20 protein-coding genes are annotated in these 21,360 nt (G+C 67.6%); 17 read left to right on the forward strand and 3 right to left on the reverse strand.

Annotation, left to right across the window (positions count from 1 at the left end):
* Positions 1-29 precede the first annotated feature (29 nt).
* The 3 genes from ugpE to ugpB form a co-directional block, all read right to left on the reverse strand.
* Positions 30-881: a sn-glycerol-3-phosphate ABC transporter permease UgpE gene (gene ugpE, locus AC3WPZ_RS17540; protein WP_291114924.1), complete on the reverse strand. Its 852-nt coding sequence runs from the start codon at positions 879-881 to the stop codon at positions 30-32.
* A gap of 1 nt (position 882) precedes the next feature.
* Positions 883-1,764, reverse strand: a complete 882-nt coding sequence (gene ugpA, locus AC3WPZ_RS17545) for a sn-glycerol-3-phosphate ABC transporter permease UgpA (protein WP_382323382.1) — start codon at positions 1,762-1,764, stop codon at positions 883-885.
* Positions 1,765-1,890: 126 nt separating this feature from the next.
* A complete protein-coding gene (gene ugpB / locus AC3WPZ_RS17550) occupies positions 1,891-3,210 on the reverse strand; it encodes a sn-glycerol-3-phosphate ABC transporter substrate-binding protein UgpB (protein ID WP_382323383.1) in 1,320 nt (439 codons plus the stop codon).
* A 186-nt stretch (positions 3,211-3,396) separates the two neighbouring features.
* On the opposite strand from ugpB, the gene AC3WPZ_RS17555 reads away from it, so the two are divergent.
* The 17 genes from AC3WPZ_RS17555 (at position 3,397) to AC3WPZ_RS17635 (ending at position 21,327) form a co-directional block, all read left to right on the forward strand.
* On the forward strand, positions 3,397-7,275 hold the full coding sequence (locus AC3WPZ_RS17555; RefSeq protein WP_444688427.1) for a DUF3683 domain-containing protein: 3,879 nt from the start codon (positions 3,397-3,399) through the stop codon (positions 7,273-7,275).
* Positions 7,276-7,298: 23 nt separating this feature from the next.
* A complete protein-coding gene (locus AC3WPZ_RS17560; RefSeq protein WP_382323384.1) occupies positions 7,299-7,712 on the forward strand; it encodes a gamma-butyrobetaine hydroxylase family protein in 414 nt (137 codons plus the stop codon).
* Between the two features lie 17 nt (positions 7,713-7,729).
* Positions 7,730-8,461: a bifunctional demethylmenaquinone methyltransferase/2-methoxy-6-polyprenyl-1,4-benzoquinol methylase UbiE gene (gene ubiE, locus AC3WPZ_RS17565; protein WP_444688425.1), complete on the forward strand. Its 732-nt coding sequence runs from the start codon at positions 7,730-7,732 to the stop codon at positions 8,459-8,461.
* A gap of 41 nt (positions 8,462-8,502) precedes the next feature.
* On the forward strand, positions 8,503-9,507 hold the full coding sequence (locus tag AC3WPZ_RS17570) for a Tim44 domain-containing protein (protein WP_382161276.1): 1,005 nt from the start codon (positions 8,503-8,505) through the stop codon (positions 9,505-9,507).
* Positions 9,508-9,588: 81 nt separating this feature from the next.
* The gene (locus AC3WPZ_RS17575) at positions 9,589-10,206 is read left to right on the forward strand and encodes a hypothetical protein (RefSeq protein WP_382323386.1); all 618 of its coding nucleotides are present in this window, start codon (positions 9,589-9,591) and stop codon (positions 10,204-10,206) included.
* Positions 10,203-11,768 carry a ubiquinone biosynthesis regulatory protein kinase UbiB gene (ubiB, locus tag AC3WPZ_RS17580; protein WP_382161270.1) on the forward strand — a complete coding sequence of 522 codons (1,566 nt, stop codon included), beginning with the start codon at positions 10,203-10,205 and terminating at the stop codon, positions 11,766-11,768. The genes AC3WPZ_RS17575 and ubiB overlap by 4 nt, the downstream gene beginning before the upstream one ends.
* Positions 11,769-11,919: 151 nt before the next feature.
* On the forward strand, positions 11,920-12,252 hold the full coding sequence (locus AC3WPZ_RS17585) for an FmdB family zinc ribbon protein (protein ID WP_382161267.1): 333 nt from the start codon (positions 11,920-11,922) through the stop codon (positions 12,250-12,252).
* Between the two features lie 10 nt (positions 12,253-12,262).
* Positions 12,263-12,940 (forward strand): DUF502 domain-containing protein, encoded by a 678-nt coding sequence (locus tag AC3WPZ_RS17590; protein WP_382161264.1) that lies wholly within the window; start codon positions 12,263-12,265, stop codon positions 12,938-12,940.
* Positions 12,941-12,988: 48 nt separating this feature from the next.
* A complete protein-coding gene (gene aspS, locus AC3WPZ_RS17595; protein ID WP_492440775.1) occupies positions 12,989-14,791 on the forward strand; it encodes an aspartate--tRNA ligase in 1,803 nt (600 codons plus the stop codon).
* Between the two features lie 139 nt (positions 14,792-14,930).
* The gene (locus AC3WPZ_RS17600) at positions 14,931-15,251 is read left to right on the forward strand and encodes an ElaB/YgaM/YqjD family protein (protein ID WP_382323387.1); all 321 of its coding nucleotides are present in this window, start codon (positions 14,931-14,933) and stop codon (positions 15,249-15,251) included.
* A 17-nt stretch (positions 15,252-15,268) separates the two neighbouring features.
* The gene (locus AC3WPZ_RS17605) at positions 15,269-15,655 is read left to right on the forward strand and encodes a phage holin family protein (protein ID WP_382161255.1); all 387 of its coding nucleotides are present in this window, start codon (positions 15,269-15,271) and stop codon (positions 15,653-15,655) included.
* Positions 15,652-15,957, forward strand: a complete 306-nt coding sequence (locus tag AC3WPZ_RS17610; RefSeq protein ID WP_382323389.1) for a YqjK family protein — start codon at positions 15,652-15,654, stop codon at positions 15,955-15,957. The genes AC3WPZ_RS17605 and AC3WPZ_RS17610 overlap by 4 nt, the downstream gene beginning before the upstream one ends.
* Before the next feature lie 17 nt (positions 15,958-15,974).
* Positions 15,975-16,430, forward strand: a complete 456-nt coding sequence (nudB, locus tag AC3WPZ_RS17615; RefSeq protein ID WP_444688423.1) for a dihydroneopterin triphosphate diphosphatase — start codon at positions 15,975-15,977, stop codon at positions 16,428-16,430.
* A complete protein-coding gene (locus AC3WPZ_RS17620; protein ID WP_291114956.1) occupies positions 16,427-17,155 on the forward strand; it encodes an endonuclease/exonuclease/phosphatase family protein in 729 nt (242 codons plus the stop codon). Before nudB ends, AC3WPZ_RS17620 begins: the two co-directional genes overlap by 4 nt.
* A gap of 41 nt (positions 17,156-17,196) precedes the next feature.
* A complete protein-coding gene (clsB, locus tag AC3WPZ_RS17625; RefSeq protein ID WP_382323391.1) occupies positions 17,197-18,462 on the forward strand; it encodes a cardiolipin synthase ClsB in 1,266 nt (421 codons plus the stop codon).
* Between the two features lie 10 nt (positions 18,463-18,472).
* Positions 18,473-19,495 (forward strand): ligase-associated DNA damage response exonuclease, encoded by a 1,023-nt coding sequence (locus AC3WPZ_RS17630; protein ID WP_444688421.1) that lies wholly within the window; start codon positions 18,473-18,475, stop codon positions 19,493-19,495.
* Positions 19,492-21,327, forward strand: coding sequence for an ATP-dependent DNA ligase (locus tag AC3WPZ_RS17635; RefSeq protein WP_382323392.1), 1,836 nt, complete (start codon positions 19,492-19,494; stop codon positions 21,325-21,327). Before AC3WPZ_RS17630 ends, AC3WPZ_RS17635 begins: the two co-directional genes overlap by 4 nt.
* Positions 21,328-21,360 lie beyond the last annotated feature (33 nt).

Below are 21,360 nucleotides of genomic sequence, written 5' to 3' on the forward strand. Positions count from 1 at the left end.
TTGTGATCGTGTTGTTGTCGGTTGCCGGGTTACTTTTCGGTGTCCACCAGTCCCTTGACGAACCAGCGCTGCATGAAGATCACCACGAGCGCGGGCGGCAGCATGGCCAGCAGCGCGGTCGCCATCACGATGTTCCACTCGTTGCCGGCGTCGCCGCCCGCGATCATGCGCTTGATGCCGATCACCACCGGGTACATCTCTTCCGAGGTGGTGACGAGCAACGGCCACAGGTACTGGTTCCAGCCGTAGATGAACTGGATCACGAACAGCGCGGCGATCGAGGTGCGCGACAAGGGCACCAGGATGTCCTTGAAGAAACGCATCGGGCCTGCGCCATCCACGCGCGCGGCTTCCACCAGTTCGTCTGGCACCGTGAGGAAGAACTGCCGGAACAGGAAGGTGGCGGTGGCGGAGGCGATGAGGGGGACGGTCAGGCCCGCGTAGGTGTTGAGCATGCCCAGGTCGGATACCACCTGGTAGGTCGGGCCGATGCGCACTTCCACGGGCAGCATCAGCGTGATGAAGATCAGCCAGAAGCAGATGCCCTTGAACGGGAAGCGGAAGTAGACGATGGCGAAGGCCGACAGCAGCGAGATGGCGATCTTGCCGAAGGTGATGACGAGCGCCGTGACCAGGCTTACCCACATCATGCGCGCCACCGGCGCGCTGGAGCCCGGGCCGCTGCCGCCGCCGAACAGGGTGTCGCGGTAGGTCTGCCAGAAGTTGCTGCCGGGCAGCAAAGGCATGGGGGCTTGCACGATGTCCTGCGCGGTGTGGGTGGACGCCACGAACGCCAGGTACAGCGGGAAGCCGACGATGAGCACGCCCAGCACCAGGATCAGGTGCGACAGCAGCGTCAGATAGGGACTGCGTTCAACCATGTCAGTACTGCACTTTCTTCTCGACGTAGCGGAACTGGATCACCGTGAGCACGATGACGATCACCATCAGCACCACCGACTGCGCGGCCGAGCCGCCCATGTCCATGGCCTTGAAGCCGTCGTGGTAGACCTTGTAGACCAGGATCGCGGTGTCGCGGCCCGGGCCGCCTTGCGTGGTCGCGTCCACGATGGCGAAGGTGTCGAAGAAGGCGTACACCACGTTGATCACCAGCAGGAAGAAGGTGGTGGGTGACAGCAACGGGAACTGGATGCTCCAGAACCGGCGCCAGGGCCCCGCGCCGTCGATGGCGGCGGCCTCGATCAGCGACTTGGGGATCGACTGCAGCCCTGCGAGGAAGAACAGGAAGTTGTAGGAGATCTGCTTCCACACCGCCGCGATCACGATCAGCGTCATCGCGTGGTCGGAGTTGAGCATGTGGTTCCAGTTGAAGCCCGACTGGCGCAGCATGTAGGCCACCACGCCGAGCGATGGCGAAAACATGAACATCCAGAGCACGCCAGCCACCGCCGGGGCCACGGCATAGGGCAGCAGCAGCGCGGTCTTGTATGCCAGCGCGCCTTTGATGATGCGGTCGGCGAAGATGGCCAGCACCAGCGAAATGGCAATGCCGAAACCCGCGACCAGCACCGAGAAGAAGGCCGTGGTCTTGAACGAGGCCAGGTAGCTCGGGTCTTCGAAGAGATTTCTGAAGTTCTCGAAGCCCACCCACTCCTTGGAAAAGCCGAACGAATCCTGCACCTGGAACGATTGCACCAGGGCCTGACCTGCCGGCCAGAAGAAGAAGATGCTGATGATGGCCAGCTGGGGCGCCAGCAACACCCAGGGCAGCCACGCAGAGCGAAAGAGCACGCGCTTTTCCATGTCCAGTCTTTCTCAGTCTTTCAAAAAGACAACCCGCCGCTGTGCAAACCGCGGGGGTCTGCAGAGTGGCGGGCTATCGATGCCGACCAAAGGACTGGCAGGCATCGTCAGGCTTCGGGCCAGAATTTACTTGTTGGCGCGGGCGAAACGCACGAGCTGCTCGTTGCCTCGTGTCACGGCGGTGTCCAGCGCTTCCTTGGGCGACTTCTTGCCGGCCCAGATCTGCTCGGTTTCCTCGTCGATGATGGTGCGGATCTGCACGAAGTTGCCCAGGCGGATGCCGCGCGACTTGTCGGTGGCCTTGCGGATCATCTGCGTCACGGCCACGTCGGTGCCCGGGTTCTTTTCATAGAAGCCGGATGCCTCGGTCAGCTTGTAGGCCGCGGTGGTCACCGGCAGGTAACCGGTGCGCTGGTGGCTGGCGGCCTGCACCCGGGTGTCGTTCAGGAAGTTCAGAAAATCGGCCACGCCCTTGTATTCGGCGGGCTTCTTGCCGGCCATCACCCACAGGCTGGCACCGCCGATGGCGGTGTTCTGGGGCGCGCCCTTGACATCGGCGTAGTAGGGCAGGGCGGAGATGCCGTAGGCGAACTTGGCGTCCTTGGACACGCGGGCATACAGGCCCGACGAGCCCGTGATCATGGCGCACTCGCCCGAGGGGAAGGAGGCGTCGGGCGCGTTGCCTCGACCCTTGTAGACAAAGCTGCCTTCCTTGGAAGCCTTGGCGAGGTTCTCGAAGTGGCGCACGTGCAGCGGCGTGTTGATCATCAGCTGTGCGTCGTTGCCGTCAAAACCGTTGTTCTTGGAGGCGAACAGGGTGTTGTGCCAGAGCGAGAAGCTCTCCAGCTGCGTCCAGCTGATCCAGCTGGTGGTGAACGGGCAGGCGTGGCCGCTGGCTTTGAGCTTGGAGGCGGCGGCGAACACTTCGGGCCAGGTCTTGGGCGCTTTTTCGGGGTCCAGGCCGGCCTTCTTGAAGGCGTCCTTGTTGTAATAGAAGATGGTGGTCGAGCTGTTGAGCGGGTAGCTCAGCATCTGGCCGTTGGGGGCGGTGTAGTAGCCGGCCACGGCCGACACGTATTGCGTCGGGTCGAACTTGAAGCCGCCGTCGTTGAGCACCTTGGCGGCGGGCACGATGGCGCCCTTGCTGGCCATCATGGTCGCGGTACCGACCTCGAACACCTGCAGGATGTGTGGCGCATTGCCCGCGCGGAAGGCGGCAATGGCGCCCGTCATGGACTCGTCGTACGTGCCCTTGTACGTGGGCACGACCTTGTACTGGCTCTGGCTGGCGTTGTACTGCTTGGCCAGGTCATTCACCCACTCGCCAAGCGCTGCGCTCATCGAGTGCCACCACTGGATCTCGGTCGGCGCCTGGGCGTGGACCGGGCCGCTCATCAGGGCGGCGAGCGCCAGGGCGCCGGTCATGGGAAGAAAACGCTTGTGCATGGGTGTTGCTCCTTGGGATGGATGGTCGGAAACCGGTGGGGGTAGGGTAGGGCTCCGATATGTCAAAACGATTGCACATGCGTTTCCCAGGTGTGACAACAGGGGTTTCCACAGGGGGGGTGGGTGAATGTTGCGCTGCGGTACCATCCTGGGTTCTTTACTGTCATGCTGGCGACTGCCACACACATGAACGCACCCACACCGCTTTCGTTGCTCGCCACCGCCACCGACGATGCGCCACGTTTGCGCGAGATTCCCTACAACTACACCTCCTTCTCGGATCGTGAAATCGTGCTGCGCCTGCTCGGCGAGCGCGCCTGGGGCCTGCTGGACGAACTGAGGGGTGAGCGTCGCACGGGCCGCTCCGCCCGCATGCTGTACGAGGTTTTGGGTGACATCTGGGTGGTGCAGCGCAACCCCTACCTGCAGGACGACCTGCTCGACAGCCCCAAGCGCCGCCAGCAGCTGGTGGACGCCCTGCACCACCGGCTGGCCGAGGTGCAGAAGCGCCGCACGCCACAGGACGACGCGGTGCGCGATGGCCTGGTGGCCGAGTTGCTCACGGCGGCCCGCGCGGCGGTCGATCAGTTCTCCCGCTCGTTCCAGGACATGGCCGCGCTGCGCCAGCGCGCCACCAAGGCGCTGCGCCGGCTGACGGCCAAGGACAACATCAAGTTCGACGGCCTGTCGCGCGTCTCGCACGTGACCGACGCGACCGACTGGCGCGTGGAATACCCCTTCGTGGTGCTCACGCCCGACACCGAAGCCGAAATGGCCTTGCTGGTCAAGGGCTGCTACGAGCTCGGGCTGACCATCATCCCGCGAGGGGGCGGCACCGGCTACACGGGCGGCGCGATTCCGCTGACCTGGAAGAGCGCGGTGATCAACACCGAGAAGCTCGAAGCCATGACCGAGGTGGAGTGGGTCAAGGTGCCCGGGCACGACAAGCCGTTGCCCACCATCTGGACCGAAGCCGGCGTCGTGACCCAGCGCGTGTCCGACGCCGCCGACCGCGCGGGCCACGTGTTCGCGGTGGACCCGACCTCGGCCGAGGCCTCGTGCATCGGCGGCAACATCGCCATGAACGCGGGCGGCAAGAAGGCCGTGCTGTGGGGCACGGCGCTGGACAACCTGGTGTCGTGGCGCATGGTCACACCGCAGGCCCAGTGGCTGGAAGTCACCCGGCTGGACCACAACCTGGGCAAGATCCATGACGCCGAGGTCGCCACCTTCGGGCTGCAGTACTTCGAGGCCGACGGCAAGACCCCGGTGCGCAGCGAGCAGCTGGTGATCCCGGGCAAGACCTTCCGCAAGGAAGGCCTGGGCAAGGACGTGACCGACAAGTTCCTCAGCGGTCTGCCGGGCATCCAGAAGGAGGGCTGCGATGGCCTGATCACCAGCGCGCGCTGGGTGGTGCACCGCATGCCCGACCACGTGCGCACGGTCTGCCTGGAGTTCTTCGGCAATCCCAAGGACTGCGTGCCGTCCATCGTGGACATCAAGGACTTCATGTTCGCCGAGATGAAGCGCCCGGGCGGCGCCATCCTGGCCGGCCTGGAGCACCTCGACGACCGTTACCTCAAGGCCGTGGGTTACGCCACCAAGAGCAAGCGCGGCACCTTGCCCAAGATGGTGCTGATCGGCGACATCGTGGGCGACGACGCCGATGCCGTGGCGCGCGCCACCAGCGAAGTGATCCGCATGGCGAATTCGCGCAGCGGCGAGGGCTTCGTGGCCATCAGCGCCGAGGCGCGCAAGAAGTTCTGGCTGGACCGCAAGCGCACGGCGGCCATCAGCCGGCACACCAACGCCTTCAAGATCAACGAAGACGTGGTGATCCCGCTGCCGCGCATGGGCGAGTACACCGAAGGCATCGAACGCATCAACATCGAGCTGTCGCTGCGCAACAAGATCAAGCTGGCCGACGCGCTCGAAGCCTTCTTCGCCAAGGGCAACCTGCCGCTGGGCAAGACCGACGACGCCAGCGACATCCCCAGCGCCGAACTGCTGGAAGACCGCGTGCAGCAGGCCCTGGCCCTGGTGCGCGAAGTGCGCGCGCTCTGGGCGGGCTGGCTGAGCGACGTGGACGCGCTGTTCCCGCAGCTGCAGGACCACCGCCTGCGCGCGAGCTGGAAGACGCAGATCCGCGCGCCGCTGCAGGCCATCTTCTCCGGCGCGGCGTTCGGCCCCTTGCTGGCCGAATGCACCACCATCCACCAGCGCGTGCTCAAGGGCCGCGTGTGGGTGGCGCTGCACATGCATGCCGGTGACGGCAACGTGCACACCAACATCCCGGTCAACAGCGACGACTACGAGATGCTGCAGACCGCGCACGAGGCCGTGGCGCGCATCATGGTGCTCGCGCGCCAGCTCGACGGCGTGATCTCGGGCGAACACGGCATCGGCATCACCAAGCTGGAATTCCTGACCGACGAGGAGCTGCAACCCTTCGCGGACTACAAGCAACGCGTCGACCCCGAGGGCCGCTTCAACAAGGGCAAGCTGCTGCGCCAGGGTCCGGTGGGCGACGCCAGCCTGCGCAGCGCCGACCTGTCCAACGCCTACACGCCCAGCTTCGGCCTGATGGGGCACGAATCGATCATCATGCAGCGCAGCGAGATCGGCGCCATCGCCGACAGCGTCAAGGACTGCCTGCGCTGCGGCAAGTGCAAGCCGGTGTGCGCCACGCACGTGCCGCGCGCCAACCTGCTCTATTCGCCGCGCAACAAGATCCTGGCCACCTCGCTGCTGGTCGAGGCTTTCCTGTACGAAGAGCAGACCCGCCGCGGCATCAGCATCAAGCACTGGGAAGAGTTCGAGGACGTGGCCGACCACTGCACGGTGTGCCACAAGTGCCTGAGCCCCTGCCCGGTCAAGATCGACTTCGGCGACGTGACCATGAACATGCGCAACCTGCTGCGCAAGATGGGCCAGAAGAGCTTCCGGCCCGGCAACGCGGCGGCCATGTTCTTCCTGAACGCGACCAACCCCGAGACCATCAAGTTCGTGCGCGGCGCCATGGTGGGCGCGGGCTTCAAGGCCCAGCGCTTGGCCAACGACCTGCTCCAGCGCCTCGCGCGCAAGCAGACCGGCGCGCCCCCAGCCACCCTGGGCCCCGCGCCGATCAAGGAGCAGGTGATCCACTTCATCAACAAGAAGATGCCGGGTGGCCTGCCCAAGAAGACCGCCCGCGCCTTGCTGGACATCGAAGACAAGGATTACGTGCCCATCATCCGCAACCCCTCGGCCACCACGGCCGAGACGGAGGCGGTGTTCTACTTCCCGGGCTGTGGTTCGGAGCGCCTGTTCTCGCAGGTGGGCCTGGCCACACAGGCCATGCTCTGGCATGCCGGCGTGCAGACGGTGTTGCCCCCGGGCTACCTGTGCTGTGGGTACCCGCAGCGCGGCAGCGGCCAGTTCGACAAGGCCGAGAAGATGATCACCGACAACCGGGTGCTGTTCCACCGGGTCGCCAACACGCTCAACTACCTGGACATCAAGACCGTGGTGGTGAGCTGCGGCACCTGCTACGACCAGCTGCAGGGTTACGAGTTCGACCAGATCTTCCCGGGCTGCCGCATCATCGACATCCACGAATACCTGCTGGAAAAGGGCATCACCTTGCCGGCCGGGCAGGGCGGTTACCTGTACCACGACCCCTGCCACACGCCGATGAAGCTGCAGGACCCGATGAAGACGGTCAAGGCGCTGGTGGGCGACAACGTGGTGGAGAGCAAGCGTTGTTGCGGCGAATCGGGCACGCTGGGCGTGACCCGGCCCGACATTTCCACCCAGGTCCGCTTCCGCAAGGAAGAGGAAATCCAGAAGGGCGAGGCCGCGCTGCGCGCCGCCGGCACCGTGGGCGCGAACGACAACGTCAAGATCCTCACCTCGTGCCCGAGCTGCCTGCAAGGCCTGAGCCGCTATGGCGACGACCTCAAGTCCGGCCTGCTGGAAGCCGATTACATCGTGGTGGAGATGGCGCGCCAGATCCTGGGCGAAGAATGGCTGCCCGAGTACGTGGCCAAGGCCAACGAAGGCGGCATCGAGCGCGTGCTCGTCTGACCCGCCCGACAACGGAGACTTTCATGGCCGGCCTCGACAAGAACACCCCCTCGCCGCAGTCGATCACCCTGCACCAGCAGTCGCGGGTGCTGGAAATCGGCTTTTCCGACGGCCGCGAATTCAAGATCCCGTTCGAGCTGATGCGGGTCTATTCCCCTTCGGCCGAGGTGCAGGGCCATGGCAAGGGCCAGGAGGTGCTGCAGACCGGCAAGCGCGAGGTCGGCGTCGTGGCGCTGGAGCCGGTCGGCAACTACGCGGTGCAGCCCACCTTCTCCGACGGCCACAGCTCGGGCATCTTCTCCTGGGACTACCTGTATTTTCTGGGTTCGAAGCAGGCCGACCTGTGGGCCGAGTACCTGGAACGTCTGCAGGCCGCCGGCGTGGAGCGCGACGCCCCCATGCCGGACAAGGGCGGCCACGCCTGCGGCAGCCACTGAAGCGAGGAAATTCCACCATGGCCTCCACCCATTTCGGTTTCAAGACCGTCGACGAAGGCGAGAAGGCGCAGCGCGTGCGCAGCGTGTTCGACTCGGTCGCGCCCAAGTACGACGTGATGAACGACCTCATGTCGGCCGGGCTGCACCGCCTCTGGAAGCGCTACACCATCACCGTGGCCAACCCGCAGCCGGGCCAGCAGGTGCTCGACATCGCCGGTGGCACCGGCGACCTCTCGCTGGCGTTTGCCCGCAAGGTGGGCCCCACCGGCCGCGTGGTGCACACCGACATCAACGAAGCCATGCTGCGCGAGGGCCGCTCGCGCCTGCTGGACCTGGGCGTGGTGCTGCCCACCATGGTGTGCGACGCCGAGAAACTGCCGTTCGCCAACGAGTCGTTCGATTTTGTTTCAGTGGCTTTCGGCCTGCGCAACATGACGCACAAGGAACTTGCACTGGCCGAAATGCATCGGACCCTCAAGCCGGGGGGCAAATTGCTGGTGCTGGAGTTTTCCCGGGTGGCGAAACCGCTCGAGAAGGCTTATGACTGGTATTCGTTCAATGTGCTGCCCAAGTTGGGCAAGCTGGTGGCCAACGACGAGAGCAGCTACCGCTACCTCGCGGAGTCCATCCGCATGCACCCGGGGCAGGAAGAGTTGCGGCAGATGATGCGCACAGCCGGATTCGGCCATGTGGACGTGCACAACCTCAGCGCCGGGGTGGTGGCGTTGCACATGGGCATCAAGTGTTGAATGGTTTTTCAGGTTTTCTGTTGTTTGAAGGAGGCAAAAGCATGAACAAGTTGTGGTCGGTGTTGCTGGTGTTCGCGATGGCGCTGGGCACCCAGGATGTGTGGGCCAAGCGCATGGGCGGTGGCGCGTCGTTCGGCAAGCAGTCGGGCAACGTGACGCAGCGCAGCAGCGCGCCGCCGTCCCAGCAGGCCGCGCCGCAGCAGGCGCCTGCCCAGAATGCGGCGGCGGCCCGTCCGGCCACCGCCAATCCGGCCGCCGCCGCCGCGGCGCCCAAGCGCCCCTGGGGCGCCATGCTCGGGGGCCTGGCCGCCGGCCTGGGCCTGGCCTGGCTGGCCTCTTCTCTGGGCCTGGGCGAAGCCTTTGGCCAGATCCTGCTGTTCGCCCTGCTGGCGATGGTGGTCATGGCGGTGATCGGCATGGTGATGCGCCGCCGCGCGCCTGCGGCGGCTGCTCCGGGTGGCATGGCCTACCAGGGCGCCGGCCCGGCCGGCCAGTCGCAGTACGACCCGGCCACGCCGCGCAGCTACAGCCCGCAGAACGTCGGCAACGACGCCTCGGCCCGGCCCTGGGAGCGCAGCGGCCCGGCCGCGCTGGACCACTCCCACCGCCCCGTCGGCGGTTCCATGATCGGTTCGGCGCTCGGCGGCAGCCAGAGCTGGGGCGTTCCCGCCGGTTTTGATGCCGAGGGCTTCCTCAAGGCCTCCAAAGCCAACTTCGTGAGCCTGCAGGATGCCTGGGACCGTTCCGACATCCCCGCGCTGCGCGCGATGATGACCGACGACATGCTCCAGCAGATCCGCGGCCAGCTGGCCGAGCGCGAGCAGGCCCGGAGTGGCGCCAACAAGACCGAGGTCGTCATGCTGGACGCGCAGTTGCTCGGCATCGAGGAACTGCAGGGCGAGTACATGGCCAGTGTCGAATTCTCCGGTCTCATCCGCGAGGAAGCGTCCGCCGGTCCCAACCCGTTCCGCGAAGTCTGGAACATCACCCGCCCGAAGAACGGCCCGGGTGGCTGGCTGGTGGCGGGCGTGCAAGCGCTGCAGTGACGCCGCAGGGGCTGCCTCGCCAGCCCGGCTGATGCACGCTGACGCCGTGCCTCGCGCTTTATCCGTCAAAATCGGGTGGTCATGAAAAATGAACCACCCGATTCTTCTTCCGGGGCCGGTGCGGCCGCCGCCCCCTTGAGCTTCCTGCAATCGCTGCTCGGCGCGATCCGCCCGCCCGAATGGGTGGTGGACGAATTGCAGAACCGCGTGGTGCTGTTCCTCAACCACGTGCTGATGCAGGAAAAAGCGGCCCAGGACCGCCTGCGCCGCCAGAAGGGCAAACCCGTGCGCATCCAGTGGGGCGATTTCCACCTCACGCTCGCACCCAGCGCCGCCGGCCTGCTGGAGCGCTGTGCACCCGATGCGACGCCCGAACTGAGCGTCACGCTCACCCAGCGCTCGCCGCTGGCGTTGGCCCAGAGCGTGCTCGCCGGCCAGAAACCGGGCGTGGACATCCAGGGCGACGTGCAACTCGCCGCCGAGGTGGCCTGGCTGGTGGACAACGTGCGCTGGGACGTGGAGGAAGACCTTTCCCGCATCGTCGGTGACGCCACTGCCCACACGCTGGCGCGCTTCGCTCAGTCGGCGGCCCAGGCCGTCAAGGCCTTCGTGGAGCGCCTGCCAGCCGGCCGTGCGCCGCGCGCGGCCGCCGGTGGCGATGCGTCGGTGCCTCCGCGCGCCGACGGAACCGCGGCATGAGCCGGCTCTTCCGCGGCGCCTTCATCGTCTGGGTGGTGTTGCGCTACGGCCTGGACGAGCTGGTGCTCTCCAGCTTCGAGCGCCCGGCCATTCGCCTGCTCACCCGCATCGTCTCCATCGGCCGCAACCTGGACGCGCCGCGCGGTGCCCGCCTGCGCGAGGCCCTGGAGCGCCTGGGCCCGATCTTCGTGAAGTTCGGCCAGGTGCTGTCGACGCGGCGCGACCTGCTGCCGCCCGACATCGCCGACGAACTCGCGCGCCTGCAGGACCGGGTGCCGCCGTTCCCCAGCGAAGTTGCGGTCGCCAGCATCGAGCGCGCCTTCGGCAAACCGCTGTCCTCGGTGTTCTCGCATTTCGAACAGGTGCCGGTGGCCAGCGCCTCCGTGGCCCAGGTGCATTTCGCCACCCTGCTGGACGGCCGCCACGGTGGGCGCGAGGTCGCGGTGAAGGTGCTGCGCCCGAACATGCGCCCGGTGATCGACAAGGACCTCAGCCTCATGCGCATGATGGCCGGCTGGGTCGAGCGGCTGTCGGCCGACGGCAAGCGCCTCAAGCCGCGCGAGGTGGTCGCCGAGTTCGACAAATACTTGCACGACGAGCTGGACCTGCTGCGCGAAGCCGCCAACGCGGCCCAACTGCGCCGCAACATGCAGGGGCTGGACCTGGTGCTGATCCCGGAAATGCTCTGGGACTACTGCCACACCGAGGTGATGGTGATGGAGCGCATGCACGGCACCCCCATCAACCGGGTCGAGGAGCTGCGTGCCCTGGGCGTGGACATTCCCAAGCTCGCGCGCGATGGCGTCACCATCTTCTTCACCCAGGTGTTCCGCGACGGCTTCTTCCACGCCGACATGCACCCGGGCAACATCCAGGTCAGCACCGCCCCGGCCACCTTCGGGCGCTACATCTCGCTCGATTTCGGCATCGTGGGCACGCTCACCGAGTTCGACAAGGAATACCTGGCGCAGAACTTCACCGCCTTCTTCCGGCGCGACTACAAGCGCGTGGCCGAGCTGCACATCGAATCGGGCTGGGTGCCCGCCGAAACGCGGGTGGACGAGCTCGAATCGGCCATCCGCGCGGTGTGCGAACCCTATTTCGACCGTCCGCTGAAGGAAATCTCGCTCGGCATGGTGCTGATGCGGCTGTTCCAGACCTCGCGCCGCTTCCACGTGGAAATCCAGCCCCAGCTCGTGCTGCTGCAGAAAACCCTGCTCAACATCGAGGGCCTCGGGCGCCAGCTCGACCCCGAACTCGACCTCTGGAGCACGGCCAAGCCGTTCCTGGAGAAATGGATGGTGGAGCAGGTCGGCCCGCAGAAGCTGCTGCAGCAACTCAAGGCCGAGGCGCCGCAGTACGCCAAGCTGCTGCCGGCGCTGCCGCGCCTGCTGCACGACTACCTGCAGCACAAGCCACACGAACTGCGGCGCGAACTCGACACCCTGGTGGCCGAGCAGCGCCGCACCAACCGCCTGCTGCAGAGCATCATCTACGGCGGCGTCGGCTTCGTGCTGGGCCTGATCGTCATGCAGGTGCTGGTGCGGGTCCGGCTCTGGTAGGTGGGGGCCGCCGGGCGCCGACGCCCGGCGCACGCGGGACACACCCTCAATTTATAATGACGGGTTTTGTTCCACGTCCCGCACGGGAACGTCCGGCGCCCTCCGGGGTCCGATTCCCCGAGGCGCTCCAGCCCTCATTCCGGTCCACGCCATGCCTATCTATGCCTACAAGTGCGAGTCCTGCGGCCATGCCAAGGACGTGCTGCAGAAAATCTCCGACGATCCGCTCACTGTCTGCCCGGCCTGCGGCCAGGCCAGCTTCAAGAAGCAGCTGACGGCGGCCGGTTTCCAGCTCAAGGGCTCGGGTTGGTACGTGACCGACTTCCGCGAAGGCAACAAGCCCGCCACCACGACCGCGCCCGCCACGGCCGGCGACGCCGCGGCCCCCGCACCGGCCAAGGCCGATGCCTCCGCCGCCCCGGCACCGGCCGCCGCGCCCGCGCCGGCAACGGCGCCCGCCAGCCCGCCCGCGTCCTCCACCTGAGCCTGTCCTGATGCCTTCCTTGCGCAAATGGCTGCTCTCGGGCCTGCTGGTCCTGGTGCCCCTGATCATCACCCTCTGGGTGCTGGAGTGGGTGGTGAGCACGCTCGACCAGACCTTGCGCATCCTGCCCACGAGCTGGCAGCCCGATCAGCTGCTGGGGGTGCACATCCCGGGCCTGGGCGTGCTGTTCGCCCTGGTCGTCGTGCTGTCCATCGGCGCGCTGGCGTCCAACATCATCGGCAACAAGCTGGTGAGCTGGTGGCACGCCATGCTGCACCGCATCCCGGTGGTGCGCTCGATCTATTCGGGCGTCAAGCAGGTCTCCGACACGCTGTTCTCCGAGAAGGGCAACGCCTTTCGCAAGGCCATGCTGGTGCAATGGCCGCACGAAGGCATGTGGACCATCGCCTTCCTCACCGGCTCCCCCGCGGGCGACGTCCTGACCCACCTCCAGTCCATGCCCGGCGGCGCCGAGCACGATGAGTTCTTCAGCGTGTACGTGCCCACCACGCCCAACCCCACGGGTGGCTACTTCGTGATGGTGCGCAAGAGCGCCTGCGTGGAGCTGCAGATGAGCGTGGACGAAGCGCTCACCTACGTCGTCTCCATGGGCGTGATCGTGCCCGGCGGGCCGAAGAACCCGCACTTCAAGGTGGCCGCCGATGGCGCCATCACCGAAGCCTCCTGAATGTTCTCCCGCGGGCCTGTCCGCGAACCTGTTGAAAGAAGAGTCGAAATGGCGATGCGTACCCACTATTGCGGTCTGGTGACCGAAGCCCAACTGGGCCAAACCGTTCAGCTGTGCGGCTGGGTCAACCGCCGCCGCGACCACGGTGGCGTGATCTTCATCGACCTGCGCGACCGCGAAGGCTATGTGCAGGTGGTCTGCGACCCCGATCGCGCCGAGATGTTCAAGACCGCCGAGGACGTGCGCAACGAGTTCTGTGTGCAGGTCACCGGCGTGGTGCGCGCGCGCCCCGCGGGCACCACCAACGACAAGCTCAAGAGCGGCCAGATCGAGGTGCTGTGCCACGAACTGAAGGTGCTCAACGCCTCGGTGACGCCGCCGTTCCAGCTCGACGACGAGAACCTGTCGGAGACCACGCGCCTCACGCACCGCGTGCTCGACCTGCGCCGCCCCTACATGCAGAACAACCTGATGCTGCGCTACCGCGTGGCCATGGAAGTGCGCAAGTTCCTCGACGCCAACGGTTTCATCGACATCGAAACCCCGATGCTGACCAAGAGCACGCCCGAAGGCGCGCGCGACTATCTCGTGCCCAGCCGCGTGCACGACGGCCACTTCTTCGCGTTGCCGCAATCGCCCCAGCTGTTCAAGCAGCTGCTGATGGTGGCCGGCTTCGACCGCTACTACCAGATCACCAAGTGCTTCCGCGACGAAGACCTGCGTGCCGACCGCCAGCCCGAGTTCACCCAGATCGATATCGAAACCTCGTTCCTGACCGAGGAAGACATCCGTGACATGTTCCAGGGCATGATCAAGACGGTGTTCCAGAACACGCTGGGCGTGGACCTGGGCGAGTTCCCCATCATGGCCTACAGCGAAGCCATGCATCGCTTCGGCTCCGACAAGCCCGACCTGCGCGTGAAGCTGGAGTTCACCGAACTCACCGACGTGATGGGCGACGTGGACTTCAAGGTCTTCTCGGCACCCGCCACCATGAAGGGTGGTCGCGTGGTCGCGCTGTGCGTGCGCGGCGGCGCCGACCTGAGCCGCAGCGAGATCGACGCCTACACCGAGTTCGTGAAGATCTACGGCGCCAAGGGCCTGGCCTGGATCAAGGTCAACGACGCCGCCCAGGGCCGCGATGGCCTGCAGAGCCCGATCGTGAAGAACCTGCACGACAAGGCCGTGGCCGACATCCTCTCGCGCACCGGCGCGCAGAACGGCGACATCATCTTCTTCGGCGCCGACAAGGCCAAGGTGGTCAACGACGCCATCGGCGCGCTGCGCCTGAAGATCGGTCACAGCGAACTGGGCAAGAAGAATGGCCTGTTCGAAGACCGCTGGGCGCCCATGTGGGTGGTGGACTTCCCGATGTTCGAGCACGACGAGGAAGCCGACCGCTGGACCGCGGTGCACCACCCCTTCACCGCGCCGAAGGACGGCCACGAGGACTGGATGGTGACCGCGCCCGAGAAGTGCATCGCCAAGGGCTACGACATGGTGCTCAACGGCTGGGAGATCGGCGGCGGTTCCGTCCGCATCCACACCGCGGCCGTGCAGCAGAAGGTGTTCGACGCGCTCAAGATCACGCCCGAGGAAGCCCAGCTCAAGTTCGGCTTCCTGCTGGACGCGCTGCAGTACGGCGCGCCGCCCCACGGCGGCCTGGCCTTCGGCCTGGACCGCATCGTCACCCTCATGACCGGTGCCGAGTCCATCCGCGACGTGATCGCCTTCCCCAAGACCCAGCGCGCCCAGTGCCTGCTGACCCAGGCCCCCAGCCCGGTGGACGAGAAGCAACTGCGCGAGCTGCACATCCGTCTGCGCAACGTGGACCTGGCGAAATCCGCCTGACGAGCCTGTCTGTAGGACACCTCCGAAAGGGGCGCCGAGTGCGCCCCTTTTTCTTGTATCAATGCGCTGATTGCAGTGATCTGCCTTCAAACATCGCCATTCCTTCGGGGTAACATGGCCTTTTGAAAAGGAGTCCCTCATGCCCAAGATTCGTACGACCGCCCTCGATGGCAAGGACAAGCTCGTGGCCGACCTCCAGCGCGTGATCACCGACGCCGAAGAACTGATGCAGGCCACGGCCCACCAGACCGAAGGCAAGGTGGTGGAACTGCGCGACCGCATCAACGAGAACCTGCGCGACGCCCGCCACAAGTTGGCGGATGCCGAGGAGGCCATCAAGGAAAAGACGTTGGAGATGGCCCGCGCCACCGACGACTACGTGCACGAAAACCCCTGGTCCGCGATCGGCGCCGCCGCCGGTGTGGGCCTGCTGGTCGGCCTGCTCATCAGCCGCCGCTGATCGGGGCCGCCCGCGCCATGGCCACGCCGCAGCGTTTTTCGTCGTCTCTCCGGGGACTGGCCTCCACGGTCCTGGAACTGGTGCAGATCCGGCTGGAGCTGTTCAGCATCGAAGCCCAGGAAGAGGTGCTGCGCGTCGGCGCGCTGCTGGTCTATGGCGCCGTGGCCGTGGCCTTCCTCAGCCTGGGCGTGGTGCTGCTGGCGCTGCTGATCACCGTGGCCCTTTGGGACACCCACCGCCTGTTGGCGCTGGGCATCTTCACCGGGCTGTTCCTCGTCACCGGCGGCGTGGCCGCCTGGCTGGCGCGGGAGCGCGTGCGCTCCGGCACCTACCTGTTCTCGGCCAGCGTCGAGGAACTCAGGCAGGACCGTGAGGGTCTGCGCGCCGCCAAGGAGGACGCTTGAACCCGCGTGCGGTCGTGCTGGCGATGCGGCGGGAGCGGCTGGTGCTGCGCTCGCAGCAGCTTCGTCGGCAGATCACCACCGAGTTGCAGGCGGTGCAGCCCGCGCTGACCTGGGTGGACCGCCTGCAGGACGCCCTGCTGTGGTTGCGCGGCAACCCCTTGATCGCCACCGCCGGCAGCCTGCTGCTGGCCGTGTGGCGCCCGCGCCGTGCGGCCAGCTTCGGCATGCGGCTGTGGTCGGCCTGGAAGTTCGTGCAGGGCCTTCGCGGGGTCGGCGCGAAACCGCCGTCCCCACGGCGCTGAACCCACCTGTTCGTCCCGTGAAGATTCCGCAATCGGTGCTGGTGGTGATTCACACCCCGGCGCTGGAGGTGTTGCTGATCGAGCGCGCCGATGCGCCCGGTTTCTGGCAATCGGTCACCGGCTCCAAGGACACCGAGGCCGAGGGCTTCGAGGCCACGGCGGCGCGCGAGGTGCAGGAAGAGACCGGCCTTGATGCCCATGCGCCCGGCCACGTGCTGAGCGACTGGGGGCTGGAAAACGTGTACGAGATCTACCCGCAGTGGCGGCACCGCTACGCGCCGGGCGTCACGCACAACACCGAGCACCTGTTCGGCCTGTGCATTCCCCGCGCGGTGCCGGTGCGGCTGAGCCCACGCGAACACCGCAACCAGGTGTGGCTGCCCTGGGCGCAGGCTGCCGAACGCTGCTTCTCGCCATCCAACGCCGAAGCGATCGCCTGGCTGCCCCGCCTTGGTGGCATGATTTGCCCATGAGCATCGTCAGGATCGCGACCTACAACATCCACAAGGGTGTGCAAGGCCTCGGGCCAGGGCGCCGGCTGGAGATCCACAACATCGCCCACGCGGTGGAACAGTTCGACGCCGACATCGTGTGCCTGCAGGAGGTGCGGCGCCACAACCGCAAGCTCGAAAAACACTTCACCCGCTGGCCCGAGCTCGATCAGGCGGGTTACCTCTCCCCCGAAGGCTACGAATCGGTCTACCGGACCAACGCGATCACGCGCCACGGCGAACACGGCAATGCGCTGCTCTCGCGCTGGCCGGTGATCGACACCAAACACTCCGACGTGTCGGACCACCGTTTCGAGCAGCGCGGCCTGCTGCACGTGCAGCTGCTGGTCGAGGGCGTCGATGTGCACGTGGTGGTGGTGCACCTGGGGCTGATCCACGCCAGCCGCGAGCGCCAGGTGCAGCGCCTGGGCGAGTACATCGCCACCGCCGTGCCGCCGAGCGCGCCGCTGGTGGTGGCGGGCGACTTCAACGACTGGGGCGCGCAGCTGCTGCGGCCCATGGCGGCCCTGGATCTGCGCACCTTCGAGGGCATCCGCCTGGCCACATACCCGTCGCGCCTGCCGCTGCTGCACCTGGACCGCATCTTCGCGCGCGGCCTGCGGCCGGTCTCGGCCCACGTGCCGCACGGCCGGGTGTGGTCGCGCATGTCGGACCACCTGCCCCTGATCGCCGAGCTCGAACTGTGAGCGCGGCACCCCTTCGTTCCGCGAGCGCGCGGCACGCGCCCATGCGAAGGGGCCACCAGCTGCTGTTGCTGCAGGGCGGCGTGGAGTTCTTCCCCGCCCTGATCGAAGCGATGGACGCGGCGCGCATGGTGGTGCATCTGGAGACCTACATCTTCGAGTTCGCCGGCTCGGCCCTGGGCGTGGCCGAGGCCCTGGAGCGCGCGGCGCGGCGCGGCGTGGTGGTGCGCCTGCTCATCGACGGCGTGGGCACGCCCGTGGTGCCCCAGGAGTGGCAGCGCCGCTTCGCCGAAGCCGGCGTGGTGATGCGCATCTACGCCCCGCTGGGCCGGCTCGGCCTGCTGGTGCCGCGCAACTGGCGCCGCCTGCACCGCAAGCTCTGCGTGGTCGACGGCGTGGTGGGCTTCTGCGGCGGCATCAACATCATCGACGACCAGGACGACGTGGCGCTCGGCCGCCTGACCGCGCCCCGGCTGGACTTCGCGCTGCGCGTGGCCGGCCCGCTGGTGGAGGACATGGTCGACACCATGGAACAGCTCTGGTGGCGCACCCTGGCCGCGCGGCGCGTGCGCCAGCGCGAGTTCAAGGCCGCGTGGGACGCGCTGCGGGCCTCGCGCCCGGTGGGCGATTTCTCCCGTCTGCTGCAGAAGATCGAAGCCCTGGCCGAGGCCCAGGAGGATGCCAGGGTGGAAGGCCCTTACGGCGAATCCGCGCCGTCGCCGCTGGGGGTGGACGGCGCGCGCGCCACGCTGCTGCTGCGCGACAACGTGACCCACCGGCACGACATCGAGCGCGCCTACCTGAAGGCCATCGGCGAGGCGCGCCAGGAGGTGGTGATCGCCAACGCCTATTTCATTCCCGGGCGCAAGCTGCGCCGCGCGCTCACGATGGCCGCCGCGCGCGGCGTGCGCGTGCGCCTGCTGCTGCAGGGGCGCTACGAGCATTTCCTGCAGTACCGCGCGGCGCGCCCGGTGTACCAGCGGCTGGTGAACGCGGGCATCGAGATCCACGAGTACGCGCCCAGCGCGCTGCACGCCAAGGTGGCGGTGGTGGACCGGCGCTGGTCCACCGTGGGTTCCACCAACCTCGATCCGCTGTCCATGCTGCTGGCGCGCGAGGCCAACGTGATGACCAACGACCGCCGCTTCTCCGGCCTGCTGCACAGCTACCTCGATGGTCTGGTGCAGCACACCGGCCAGTTGCTCGACACGGGCGCCCTGAATCGGCGCCCCTGGGTGCAGCGGCAGCTCGACCGAGTCGCCTTCGCTGTCATGCGGATCACGTTGTTCGTGACGGGCCACCGCTACTAGAGCCAGCCACATGCCCGACGACCTGATCGTCCAGCGCCCCGAAGGGCTGTATTGCCCGCCCGGCGACTTCTACATCGATCCCTGGCGCCGCGTGGAGCGCGCCGTCATCACCCACGCCCATGCCGACCACGCGCGCACCGGCCACGCGCACTACCTGGCCACGGCGGTGTCCGAAGGCCTGCTGCGCGCGCGGCTGGGGGCTGACATCCACCTTCAAGGGCTTGCCTACGGCGAGACGGTGGAGCACCACGGCGTGCGCATCTCTCTGCACCCGGCCGGCCACGTGCTGGGTTCGGCGCAAGTGAGGGTGGAGCACCAGGGGCGCGTGTGGGTGGCCAGCGGCGACTACCGCACCACGCCGGCCGGCGCCGTGCCCGACCGCACCTGCGCGCCCTTCGAACCGGTGCGCTGCGACGTCTTCATCACCGAGTCCACCTTCGGCCTGCCGATCTACCGCTGGCGCTCCGATGCCGAGCTGTTCGGCGAGATCAACCGCTGGTGGCAGGACAACGCCGAGACCGGCCGCGCCAGCGTGCTCTCCTGCTACAGCCTGGGCAAGGCGCAGCGCATCCTCGCCGGGGTGGACGCGTCCATCGGTCCCATCGTGTGCCATGGCGCGGTCGAACCGCTGAACCGCGCCTACCGCGCCGCCGGCGTTGCGCTGCCCGACACGCTGCAGGTGAGCGACGTGAGCGACCCCGCCACCTTCCGCCGCGCGCTGGTGCTGTGCCCGGGCTCCGCCCTGGGCACGCCCTGGATCAAGCGCTTCGGCGATTTCTCCGACGCCTTCGCCAGTGGCTGGATGCAGGTGCGCGGCTGGCGGCGGCGCGGTGGCCTGGACCGCGGCTTCGTGCTCAGCGACCATGCCGACTGGCCCGGCCTGCTCAGCGCCATCGGCGCCAGCGGGGCCGAGCGGGTCATCGTCACGCACGGCAGCGTGCCGGTGCTGGTGCGTTACCTGCAGGAGCAGGGCCTGCAGGCCGAGAGCTTCGACACCGAGTACGGCGACGAGACCGAGGCCACCGGCGCATGAAACGCTTCGCGGCCCTGTTCAACGAGTTGGACGCGACCACCGCGACCAACGCCAAGGTCGCCGCGCTGCGCCGTTACCTGGCCGAGGTGGACGACGCCGACGCGGCCTGGGCGGTGTACTTCCTGGCCGGCGGGAAGCCGCGCCAGCTCATCAAGACGGCGCAATTGCGCGCGCAGGCGATCGCCGCCTCGGGCCTGCCGGAGTGGTTGTTCGAGGCCAGCTACCAGGCGGTGGGCGATCTGGCCGAGACCATCGCGCTGGTGTTGCCCCTGCCGCCACAGGCCGAAGGCATGCAGACCCGGTTGAGCGAGTGGATGGAAGAGCGGCTGCTGCCCCTGCGCGGGCAAGGGGACGAGGCCGTGGCCATGGCCCTGGGCGCCTGGTGGCGCGAGCTCGACGCCGCGGGGCGTTTCCTGCTCGTCAAGCTGGTGGGCGGAGGCTTTCGCGTCGGCGTGAGCAAGCTGCTGGTGCAGCGCGCGATCGCCGCGCACGCCGGGCTGGACGCCAAGCTGGTGGCCGCGCGCATGATGGGCTTCACCGACAGCAAACGCTCGCCCACGCCCGCGCTGTACCGCGCGCTGGTGGCGCCGGCCGAGCCGGCAGGCGAGGCGCGGGGCGGGCGCGACCCGAGCCAGCCCTATCCGTTCTTCCTGGCCAGTCCGTTGAACGCGGAGGCGGACGGCGATCTCCTGGCCATGGAGATCGCGAGCGCGGGCACGGCCCAGACCATGGAGGCCCGCCTGGGCCCCGCGAGCGACTGGCTGGCCGAGTGGAAGTTCGACGGCATCCGGGGCCAGATCGTCAAACGCGCCGGGCAGGTGTGGGTGTGGTCGCGCGGTGAGGAACTGATGAGCGAGCGCTTCCCCGAGCTGCAGGCGCTCGCGCAGCGCTGGCCGGACGGCACCGTGCTGGACGGCGAAATCCTGGTCTGGGACGACGGCGACCCGGTCACGCCCCGACTACCCGGCAGCGAGAGACCGGGCGGCCCCGCACCCTTCGCCCTGCTGCAGCAGCGCATCGGCCGCAAGACCCTGGGCCCCAAGGTGCTGGCCGAGGCGCCGGTCGGTTTCATGGCCTACGACCTGCTCGAGGCCGGCCACGACGACCTGCGCCAGGTGCCGCAGCACGAACGCCGCCTGCGCCTGGAAGCCCTGGCCGCCACGCTCAACGCCACGCCGGGCCCGCGCCTGTGGCTCTCGCCCCGGGTCCCGGGCGGGGACTGGGCCACGCTGGCCCGCTGGCGCGCGCAGGCGCGGACGCTCGACGTGGAGGGCCTGATGCTCAAGCACCGCGACAGCGCCTACGGCACCGGCCGGCAGAAACGCGGCGACGGCCCGGGTCTGCTGGCGTGGTGGAAATGGAAGATCGATCCGCTGACGATCGATGGCGTGCTGATCTACGCCCAGGCCGGCCACGGCCGCCGCGCCTCGGTCTACACCGACTACACCTTCGCGGTGTGGAACCGTCCCCCGGTGGACGCCGCCGAGGCGCAGGCGGTGGTCGAGGCGATCGCGCAGCGCCGCCCGGCCGATCCCGAGGGCCTGCAGCTGGTGGCCTTCACCAAGGCCTATTCGGGCCTGACCGACGAGGAGTTCAAAGCGGTCGATGCGGTGATCCGCCAGAACACGCTGGAGAAGTTCGGCCCGGTGCGCAGCGTGCGGCCCACGCTGGTGTTCGAGCTGGCGTTCGAGGGCATCGCACGCAGTTCGCGCCACAAGAGCGGCGTGGCGCTGCGCTTTCCGCGCATGCAGCGCATCCGCGACGACAAGCCGCTGCACGAGGCCAACACCCTGCAAGACCTCGAGCAACTGCTGGCCAGCAAGGCCGGCTGAGGCCCGGCGCCCAATGCCCCCAGGCCGGGTACC

The organism is Hydrogenophaga sp. FW305-3-2-15-A-LB1 (genome assembly GCF_058787875.1).

Excerpts from the sequence above, each read along its gene's own strand:
- AC3WPZ_RS17605 (WP_382161255.1), top strand. The coding sequence starts at position 15,269 with ATGGCCACGCCGCAGCGTTTTTCGTCGTCTCTCCGGGGACTGGCCTCC.
- aspS (WP_492440775.1), top strand. The coding sequence starts at position 12,989 with ATGGCGATGCGTACCCACTATTGCGGTCTGGTGACCGAAGCCCAACTG.
- AC3WPZ_RS17600 (WP_382323387.1), top strand. The coding sequence starts at position 14,931 with ATGCCCAAGATTCGTACGACCGCCCTCGATGGCAAGGACAAGCTCGTG.
- AC3WPZ_RS17635 (WP_382323392.1), top strand. The coding sequence starts at position 19,492 with ATGAAACGCTTCGCGGCCCTGTTCAACGAGTTGGACGCGACCACCGCG.
- ugpA (WP_382323382.1), bottom strand. The coding sequence starts at position 1,764 with ATGGAAAAGCGCGTGCTCTTTCGCTCTGCGTGGCTGCCCTGGGTGTTG.
- AC3WPZ_RS17575 (WP_382323386.1), top strand. The coding sequence starts at position 9,589 with ATGAAAAATGAACCACCCGATTCTTCTTCCGGGGCCGGTGCGGCCGCC.
- AC3WPZ_RS17570 (WP_382161276.1), top strand. The coding sequence starts at position 8,503 with ATGAACAAGTTGTGGTCGGTGTTGCTGGTGTTCGCGATGGCGCTGGGC.
- AC3WPZ_RS17620 (WP_291114956.1), top strand. The coding sequence starts at position 16,427 with ATGAGCATCGTCAGGATCGCGACCTACAACATCCACAAGGGTGTGCAA.
- ubiE (WP_444688425.1), top strand. The coding sequence starts at position 7,730 with ATGGCCTCCACCCATTTCGGTTTCAAGACCGTCGACGAAGGCGAGAAG.
- clsB (WP_382323391.1), top strand. The coding sequence starts at position 17,197 with ATGCGAAGGGGCCACCAGCTGCTGTTGCTGCAGGGCGGCGTGGAGTTC.
- ugpB (WP_382323383.1), bottom strand. The coding sequence starts at position 3,210 with ATGCACAAGCGTTTTCTTCCCATGACCGGCGCCCTGGCGCTCGCCGCC.
- AC3WPZ_RS17560 (WP_382323384.1), top strand. The coding sequence starts at position 7,299 with ATGGCCGGCCTCGACAAGAACACCCCCTCGCCGCAGTCGATCACCCTG.
- ubiB (WP_382161270.1), top strand. The coding sequence starts at position 10,203 with ATGAGCCGGCTCTTCCGCGGCGCCTTCATCGTCTGGGTGGTGTTGCGC.
- AC3WPZ_RS17630 (WP_444688421.1), top strand. The coding sequence starts at position 18,473 with ATGCCCGACGACCTGATCGTCCAGCGCCCCGAAGGGCTGTATTGCCCG.
- AC3WPZ_RS17590 (WP_382161264.1), top strand. The coding sequence starts at position 12,263 with ATGCCTTCCTTGCGCAAATGGCTGCTCTCGGGCCTGCTGGTCCTGGTG.
- AC3WPZ_RS17555 (WP_444688427.1), top strand. The coding sequence starts at position 3,397 with ATGAACGCACCCACACCGCTTTCGTTGCTCGCCACCGCCACCGACGAT.
- ugpE (WP_291114924.1), bottom strand. The coding sequence starts at position 881 with ATGGTTGAACGCAGTCCCTATCTGACGCTGCTGTCGCACCTGATCCTG.
- AC3WPZ_RS17585 (WP_382161267.1), top strand. The coding sequence starts at position 11,920 with ATGCCTATCTATGCCTACAAGTGCGAGTCCTGCGGCCATGCCAAGGAC.